The sequence below is a fragment of the Trebonia sp. genome (assembly GCF_049794275.1).
Lineage (GTDB): Bacteria > Actinomycetota > Actinomycetes > Streptosporangiales > Streptosporangiaceae > Trebonia.
The window spans coordinates 1-2,650 of sequence record NZ_JBARCR010000228.1 but is presented as its reverse complement, the minus strand read 5'-3'; the positions used below and the strand labels follow the sequence as shown (position 1 = coordinate 2,650).

The 2,650-nt window shown below is 67.3% G+C and carries 1 protein-coding gene; it reads left to right on the top strand.

What is annotated here, in order from left to right; all coding sequences use genetic code 11:
* On the top strand, window positions 1-2,650 hold a 2,650-nt coding region (locus WA805_RS06650), incomplete at both ends, for an MGH1-like glycoside hydrolase domain-containing protein (protein ID WP_425241891.1).

Sequence of the window (2,650 nt, the reverse complement as noted above, 5' to 3'; positions counted from 1 at the left end):
GGCCCTATCTCAGCGAGCGCCAATGGGGCACGGTCCGGGAGGACTACAGCCAGAACGGGGATGCCTGGTCGTACTTCAGTCACGATCAGGCGCGGTCTCGCGCGTACCGGTGGGGCGAGGACGGCCTCGCCGGGATCAGCGACGACAAGCAGCGGCTGTGCCTGGCGCTGGCGCTTTGGAACGAGCGAGACCCGATCCTCAAGGAACGGCTGTTCGGCCTCACCAATAACGAAGGCAACCACGGGGAAGACGTCAAGGAGTACTACTTCTACGTCGATAACCTGCCGACGCACAGCTACCAGCGCTGGCTGTACAAGTACCCGCAGGCCGAGTTTCCCTACAACGACCTGGTGGCGGTGAACCGGGCGCGGTCGCGGCACGAGCTCGAATACGAACTCGTCGACACCGGCATCTTCGACGAGGGGCGCTACTTCGACGTCGAGGTGGAGTACGCGAAGGGCGCGCCCGAGGACATCATGTGCCGCGTCACCGTGCACAACCGGTCGTCGCGGGATGCCAGGGTGCACGTGCTGCCTACGCTATGGTTCCGCAACACGTGGTCCTGGGGAGGCGATCGGCCCAGGCCCCGGCTCACCCGCGCCGGCTCGGCCAGCCCGGTCATCCGGGCCGAGCACCCCGAGCTCGGTGTGTACTACCTGCACGCCGCTGCTGACGCCGACCTGCTTTTCTGTGAGAACGAGACCAACGCGGCCCGCATCTGGGGCGCCCCGGCGGGGACCCGGTTCCCCAAAGACGGGATCGGCGATCATCTGCTGTCCGGCGCGGCCACCGTCAACCCCGACGGCGAGGGGACCAAGGCGGCGGCCCATGTCGCCCTGCAGGTGCCTGGCGGCGGGCAGGCCTCGGTGCTGGTGCGGCTGACCAGAGAGGGCCCTGAGGCGCTCGCGGCGCCGTTCGCCGGGGCCGTCGAGCTGATCGCGCGGCGGCGGGCCGAGGCGGACGAGTTCTACGAGGCCATCACGCCGCCGACGGTGAGCGATGACGCGAAGGCGGTCATGCGCCAGGCGCTGGCCGGGATGCTGTGGTCGAAGCAGTGCTATTTCTTCGACGTCGACCGGTGGCTGCGTGAGCGGAACTTCCACCCGCTGCGCGCGCCAGCCCAGCGCGGAACCCGCAACGAGTCCTGGTTCCACATGTTCAACCACGACGTGGTGTCCATGCCGGACAAATGGGAGTACCCCTGGTACGCGGCGTGGGATCTCGCGTTCCACTGCATACCGCTGGCCATGGTCGATCCGGACTTCGCCAAGAACCAGATCAACCTGATGGTCTCCCAGGAATACCTGCATCCGACCGGGCAGATGCCCGCCTACGAGTGGAACTTCGGCGACGTCAATCCGCCGGTTCACGCCTTCGCCACCTTGTTCCTGCAGAATCTGGAATCCGACCTAGGCGAGACCGACGTGCCGTTCCTCCGGGAGGCCTTCAGGAAACTGCTGCTGAACTTCACCTGGTGGGTGAACCGCAAGGACCCCACCGGGCACAACGTGTTCGAAGGCGGCTTCCTCGGCCTCGACAACATCGGGGTATTCGACCGCAGCGCCGCCCTGCCCACTGGCGGGCGGCTCGAGCAGGCCGACGGCACTGCCTGGATGGCGATGTTCAGCCAGAACATGCTGGAGCTTGCCCTGACCCTGCTGGACAATGACCCGACCTATGAGGAATTCGTGCTCTCGTTCGTCGAGCGCTTCTTCTGGATCGCGGCGGCCATGGATCCGATCGGCGACAACCCTGACGAGATGTGGGACGAGGAGGACGGCTTCTTCTACGACGTGCTGCGCCTGCCCGACGGGAGCGGGACCAAGATCAAGGTGCGTTCCCTGGTGGGCCTGCTGCCGCTGTGCGCGAGCACCGTGATCGAGCCGGAAGTCCTCGAGCGCTACCCGGAGATCGCCAAGCGTGCTGGCGCGTTCATCGAGCGGAACAGGGACCTGCTGGTCAACATCGCTGACCCGATGGTGCCCGGCGTCCGTGGCCGGCGGCTCCTGTCGCTGGTGAACGAGGAGAAGCTGCGGCGTGTCCTGGCGCGGATGCTCGACGAGGAGCGCTTCCTCGGTCCGCACGGTATCCGCTCGATATCCCGCTGGCACCTGGACCATCCCTACAGCTTCTACGCCGGCGGCGTCGAGCACCGCGTGCAGTACGAGCCTGCCGAGTCGACGAGCGGGATGTTCGGCGGCAACTCCAACTGGCGCGGGCCGGTCTGGTTCCCGATCAACGTGATGCTGATCCGCGCGCTGATCACGCACTACCGGTACTACGGCGACGACCTGACCGTGGAATGCCCGACCGGTTCAGGGACGATGATGACGCTGTTCGAGGTGGCCCAGGAGCTGACCCGCCGGCTCACCGCGACGTTCCTGCGCGGCCCCGACGGGCGCCGTCCGGTCTACGGCGCGACCAGGCTGTTCCAGGAGGACCCGCACTGGCGCGACCTCATCTTGTTCTACGAGTACTTCCACGGCGACAACGGCGCCGGCCTTGGCGCGTCCCACCAGACCGGCTGGACCGGCCTCGTGGCCAGGCTAATCCAGGCCTTCGGCCAGCTCGATGCCGACAGCGTGCTCAACGACCCGCGGTGGCCGCTGGCCCGGCCGTACCGGCGCCTGACCGGCGCGCCCGTGGGGGC